The sequence below is a fragment of the Petrotoga sp. 8T1HF07.NaAc.6.1 genome (genome assembly GCF_016772115.1).
GTDB lineage: Bacteria > Thermotogota > Thermotogae > Petrotogales > Petrotogaceae > Petrotoga > Petrotoga mobilis.
In genome coordinates this window covers 84,646-91,067 of the sequence record NZ_AUPG01000010.1, presented here as the reverse complement: position 1 = coordinate 91,067, position 6,422 = coordinate 84,646, and the positions used below count along the sequence as shown (strand labels likewise).

4 protein-coding genes are annotated in these 6,422 nt (G+C 35.9%); all 4 read left to right on the top strand.

The window, feature by feature from the left end:
* The first annotated feature begins 327 nt into the window (after positions 1-327).
* The 4 genes from NAAC61_RS07940 to NAAC61_RS07930 all read left to right on the top strand — a co-directional run bounded on the left by NAAC61_RS07940 (position 328) and on the right by NAAC61_RS07930 (position 6,407).
* Positions 328-1,098: a hypothetical protein gene (locus NAAC61_RS07940; protein WP_202695654.1), complete on the top strand. Its 771-nt coding sequence runs from the start codon at positions 328-330 to the stop codon at positions 1,096-1,098.
* Positions 1,099-1,221: 123 nt separating this feature from the next.
* On the top strand, positions 1,222-3,291 hold the full coding sequence (glgP, locus tag NAAC61_RS07935) for an alpha-glucan family phosphorylase (protein ID WP_237729832.1): 2,070 nt from the start codon (positions 1,222-1,224) through the stop codon (positions 3,289-3,291).
* Positions 3,275-3,790, top strand: coding sequence for a hypothetical protein (locus NAAC61_RS10790; protein ID WP_237729831.1), 516 nt, complete (start codon positions 3,275-3,277; stop codon positions 3,788-3,790). The genes glgP and NAAC61_RS10790 overlap by 17 nt, the downstream gene beginning before the upstream one ends.
* 94 nt (positions 3,791-3,884) lie before the next feature.
* Positions 3,885-6,407: an adenosylcobalamin-dependent ribonucleoside-diphosphate reductase gene (locus tag NAAC61_RS07930; protein ID WP_103078208.1), complete on the top strand. Its 2,523-nt coding sequence runs from the start codon at positions 3,885-3,887 to the stop codon at positions 6,405-6,407.
* Positions 6,408-6,422 lie beyond the last annotated feature (15 nt).

Genomic DNA, 6,422 nt, shown 5'->3' with positions numbered 1-6,422 from the left:
GGGGTGGGCTGCGGGGCGAAGGGGCGCTAAATAAAGACTTTTTTCCTCACGGATGGGCTTTTGAGGATGAAAGAGGAAAGACCTTTTTCCTTAAGGGTGGGCTGCGGGGCGAAGGGGCACAAATAAAGATTAAGCACAACTTACAAAAAACGATGCTAAGAATTAACTAAAAAAGCTCTACTTTTTAAAGGGTCACAGGGCGGAGCCCTTTTGCTGATTTATGCAAAAAAATTTTTTTAATTGAAATAGTGTTTTGGGGTTCTTAAGGGGCGTGCCCCTTAACGCATGGGTCTAAGGGACAGGCAGGTCCCTTTTAGAAGGGCGAAAGTGCTAAATAAGATCATTAAAACAGGAGAAAAAATCATGGAAGAAAAAGAAAAAGACCAATCCAACGACAGTCTAAAAAATTTATTAATCATCATTGGCACTATGGCAGTCATATATTTTGCAACTTTCATACTATGGAATTTGTACGTAGAAAACTTAGAAAACCATTATTACTATCCATATGTAAAAATCAAAGAAACCGGCTACGAACGGGTTAAAAAAATGCCTTTTTCGCCCAAAGGTTACAATATAACTATTGAAAAAAGCAATATCACAAACACTTACACAGTAAAAACGAAGTTTGGTTCATTCAATATTCAAACATTTGACGATAGATTCTTCTTTTTTGAAAACTCTGATATGGTAGTAATCTCATATCCTTCATACGATTTCAGAGGTCTTGAATATTCTGTAATTCTAAAAAATGGGAATATCTTTAAATTTGTCATAGTACCAAACGAAGAAATTGTGGAAGATATCTTCACCTTTGTTGAAAACCTTCTAAGAATAAGGGTTTTAGAGGTTCCAGAATTAGCAAATTATGATTATATCAAAGAAAGTGAGGACAGTTACACCATTGAAAGTAAAAGACAAGAATTTACTTTGTCAAAAAATTTAATAAGCACAGTAGGTGAATCTCAAGACTACATTTATTTCATTTCTAAAAAGTATGGCTTGTTCAACAAGATTTACTATTTAGAAAAATCAACCAATAATTTTGGAGAACTAATAATGATATCGGAATCTCAAGAATTTTGGAGCAATAATTAGAAAATTTAGAAATAAAGAATTTTCAAGTATTATATTTATTTTAAAAAAGTTACTGGGATTGGGTCCAAAAGGGGTTATCTAATTTTAAAGATTCTATCAAAAGCTATATTGGGAGGGTAAAACATGGATTTTATAAGTAAAATTACCGTCGTTCCAAAAATCCCAGAAAAGATTTCTGGGTTAAAAGAACTCTCTGAAAACATGTGGTGGACTTGGAATTATAAAGCTCAAGCCTTATTCGAAAACATAGACAAAGAGCTTTGGGAATCCACCCAGAGAAACCCGGTCACTTTTTTAAAGCGTGTGGAACAAAAAAAGTTAAACAAAGCTGCAGAAGATTCAAAATTTAATGAACTCTATCAAGAAGTCATGAAAGGGCTCTCTGATTATATGAATGAAAATAGCAACACATGGTTCAGAAAAACCCATAGTTCTTTTAAAGAAGGGGAAATTGCTTACTTTTGTATGGAATACGGCCTTCACGAATCTTTTCCAATGTATTCTGGCGGTTTAGGAATATTGGCTGGTGATCATCTAAAAAGTGCAAGTGATCTAGGTATACCGCTTATAGCTGTAGGTTTATTATATCAAAAGGGGTATTTCATTCAGAAACTCAATTCGGAAGGTTGGCAAGAAAGTATATATTTAGATTACGATTTTTCGGATTTCCCTATAATTCCTGCCAGAGATAGCAACGGAGATGAAATATACGTCGATATAGACCTATTGGGGAAAAAGATATTCGCTAAAGTATGGCAAGTAAAGGTTGGAAGAGTGAACCTATATCTTCTTGACACCAACCTAATGCAAAATGACCCTGAAGATAGAGAAATAACCTCCACATTGTATGGTGGAGACATAGAGATGCGCATAAAGCAAGAAATATTAATAGGGATTGGTGGAGTTAAAGCGGTAAGAAAGTTAGGATACAACCCATCTGTTTGGCACATGAATGAAGGTCACGCTGCATTCTTAGGGCTTGAAAGAATACGTGAATTAGTTCAAGAACATGGCTTAACTTTTCAGGAAGCAATTGAAGCGGTTCGGGCTGGAAACGTTTTTACCACTCACACTCCTGTACCAGCTGGAAACGATGTATTTTCTATTTCTTTAATTGATAAATATTTTGGAGACTTCTGGCCTAAATTAGGAGCTTCAAGGCAGGACTTTCTAAATTTAGGATTAGAAAAGCAACAAAGCACGGAAGAATTATTTTCAATGACCATTTTGGCGCTGAAACTCTCTGGAAGATCAAATGCAGTTTCAAGGCTACATGGAGAAGTATCAAGGAAGTTATGGAACCATGTTTGGCCTGGTATTGAATGGTTGGAAGTACCTATAAACTATGTCACCAATGGTGTACATATAGACACATGGTTAAACCCAAAATTACAGGAATCTTTAAAAGAATACTTGGGCGTAGACTGGATGTCAAAGATAGACGATCCAGAACTTTGGGAAAAAATTGACAACATCCCTGACCATGAACTATGGGAAACTCACCAACAACTAAAGAAAGAATTAATAGAATACGTCAGAAAAAGCATAAAAGCACAAAGATCGAGACATGGAGAAACAGTTGAACAACTTGAAGAAGTAAATCAAATAGGTGATGAAAAAGCTTTAACTATTGGTTTTGCCAGAAGATTTGCTACTTACAAAAGAGCAGATCTAATATTCAGTGATGAAGAAAGATTAAAAAAGATTTTGAACGATCCGGACAAACCCGTACAATTAATATTCGCTGGTAAAGCTCATCCTGCAGATAAACCAGGTCAAGAACTCATAAAAAAGATATACGAATACTCACGAAAACCAGAATTTCAAAATAAGGTAATAATTCTGGAAAATTACGATATGGATATGGCAAGGCACTTAGTTTCGGGTGTTGACATTTGGTTAAACAATCCTAGACGTCCAAGAGAGGCATCTGGAACATCAGGCCAGAAAGCCGGAATGAATGGAGCTATAAACTTCTCAGTTTTAGATGGCTGGTGGGTTGAAGGATACAACGGTAAAAATGGATGGGCCATAGGGGACAACAGAGACTATGAAGACTTGAAATTACAGGATAAAATAGACAGTGTTTCAATATACAACCAATTAGAAAAACAAATAGTGCCTCTGTACTATGAAAAAGAAGAATCTAAACGTTTCAAAAGAATGGGTATCAAAGATGAAAGAATCTATTAAAAGTGTCACGTCTTTCTTCAACACATCAAGAATGCTCAAAGAATACACTCAAAAACTATATATGCCAGCTCTTGAGCAACACATACGTTTTTCAAACGATGACTTTAAATTGGCAAAAGAATTTGCCGGTTGGGTTAAATTATTAAAAGAAAATTGGGACTCTATAAAAATACATGTCAAACTCGATCAAGATATTACTGGCGTAAAAAATGCAGAAGAAGAAATAGGAGTACAAGCAGAAATATACTTGCCAGGTATAGGGCCTGACTCAATCCTACCAGAAGTTGTATTTGCAAGGTTAAAAGACGGAAAAATTGCCAATATAAGGCGGTACGATATGAAACTCATCAAAGAAGTACAAAAAGACACATATCTATACTCAGTAAAATTTAAAATAGAAGACAGAGGGGAATATGGAATAAATGTAAGGGTAACACCTAACAATCCTCTCATGCCCCATAAAAACTACTTGATGGGACTAGTAAAATATCCTCAATAAGATTTTGTAAATTTTTAATAGACCCCCTTGATTTCAATATATTGTCGTGTTATCATATAAAAGTACAATATATTGATTCAAGGGGGTAATTTTCATGAGAGTTTTAAATAAATGGATCCAAAAAGAACCATCGAAGAATGCAATCACCATATTAAAAGACAGATACTTTTTAAAAGATGGCGAAGGGAATTATTTAGAAAGCACATGGGATGAAGTTGCAAAAAGGATTGCAAGACATGTTGCTGCAGCTGAAGTAAACTATACCAACGATGTAGAAGAAATAAAAAATGCAGAAGAGCATTTTTATCAACTAATTAAATCTCGAATTTTCTTACCAAACAGTCCAACGATATTCAACGCAGGCAAAACAATGGACAGACAATTATTCAAAAAAGATATAGAAGAAACAACTTTAGAAGACTACAAAACAATTTTTGATTCAAGAACAAAACACAACATGTTATCTGCATGTTTTGTAATCCCTATGGACGACTCAATGAACGCCATATTCGATGCGGTAAAAAATGCTGCTTTAATAATGAAATATGGAGGAGGAGTGGGATACGACTTCTCTGTTTTACGTCCAAAAGGTTCTTCTATTGCTGGAACAGGGGGAAAATCCTCCGGACCCATTAGCTTCATGCATGTTTTCAACACAGCAGCTTCCACGATAGAACAAGGTGGGGCAAGGCGGGCAGCTCAAATGGCTGTACTAAGGTATGATCATCCCGATGTCTTTGACTTTATAAATTCCAAAAAAGACAACAAAGGCAACAATGTCTTGAATTACTTCAATATTTCAGTGAACATTGACAACCCAAAAGAATTCAAAAAAATGCTCGAAGAGGATGGAGATCTCACCTTAGAACATCCCGCATCATCCATAAGAAAGACTATCAAGGCAAACGATTTAATGAACAAAATGGTAGAAAACGCATGGAAAACGGGAGATCCTGGGATGCTTTTCCTTGGCAGACACAATCAATACTACGCAATGAGTGAACATACCCCAGTCACCGCCACAAACCCATGCGGAGAAGAACCACTACCACCTTTTGGAAGTTGTAATCTCGGTTCTATAGACGTTGCAAAGTTGGTTGAAGACATGGATTTAGGAAACCCCAACTCGGATGATATTTCAGAATTCCAAGAAATAATATATTGGGCTGTTAGATTTTTAGATGACGTCATAGAATCAAACATCTACCCTCTAAAAGAAATTGAAGAAATATCGAAAAAGCAAAGATTTATTGGATTAGGAATGATGGGATTAGCAGATGCATTATACATAAAAGAGCTACCTTACAACTCAGAACAAGCCAGAAAGTTCATGGCAAAATTAACCGCTGAATTAGCGTATTTCTCTCATATTGCAAGTACTGAATTAGCCAAAGAAAGAGGCAATTTCCAAGATTTTCAAAGATCCAAATACCCGGACGGTTTCATACCATTTCCCATGTTGGATGACGAAATAGACGAAGACATAAAAGCATGGAATGAAAAAATACGTCAACATTTTCAAGGCGAAGCCACAAAATACAAAAGAAATGTACAAACGAACACCATAGCCCCAACAGGTTCAATATCTAACTTGGCAGACACATCAAGTGGAATCGAGCCAAATTTCTTACTATCCTATGTAAGATACATGACCAACAAAGAAGGAGACAGAGTTCCCCTATCTTATATAAATCCAATATTAATGGAAAAAATAGGCACCAACATGACAGAAGAGTTAAAAGCTGAAATCATTGAGAAAGGAAGCATTCAAAATATAGACAGCATACCAAACGAAATTAAAAAAATATTTGTAACCTCAATGGACATACCACCAAAAGATCATTTATTAGCCCAACACGTAATTCAAAGTTATCTTGATGCTTCATGTTCTAAAACTATAAACATGCCTAAATCTTCAACAATAGAAGACGTTAAAGCTATCTATCTACAAGCATTAGAATTAAATCTAAAAGGATTAACTATTTACAGAGATGGGAGCCTTGAAACTCAAGTTCTAACCTCCGCTTCCAAAGAAGAAAAAGAAACATCCGAAACACAAGGCAAAAGCGTTACATTCTTCGTATTGGACGAAAAGCATAAACTAAGGGCAAGGCCAAGAAAAGAAACCTTACGAAGCGTCACACGAAAGTTCAAACACGACACGGGAACAGTATACGTCACCGTTTCCTTCGATGATGGCGGTGAAGCCGTAGAAATCTTTCTATCAGATGGCACAGAAACTGCAGAGGTTATTGGAAGATTATCATCCATAGCTTTAAGAGCGGGCGTCTCAACTGATGAAATAGTTGAGCAATTAAAAAAAGTTAAGGGAACATATTGTAAAGAATTGGCACAAGAAATAAGCAAAGCCCTCAACGATTTCAACCAATTATGGGGATCTCAAATAGAAGATTATGAAGTAATAAGAACGGGAACGCCGAAAACCAGGGAAGAAGTAGAAAAATTCGTATACGCCAACGACTTAAAATACGAAAAAGGATATTATATAGACTCAGAAGGCAACGCATACTGCCCAAGCTGCTTATCTAAAAATACCCTGATAAACGAATCAGGCTGTGTTACCTGCACCACTTGCGGATGGTCAAAGTGTTCTTAAAAATATATATATATA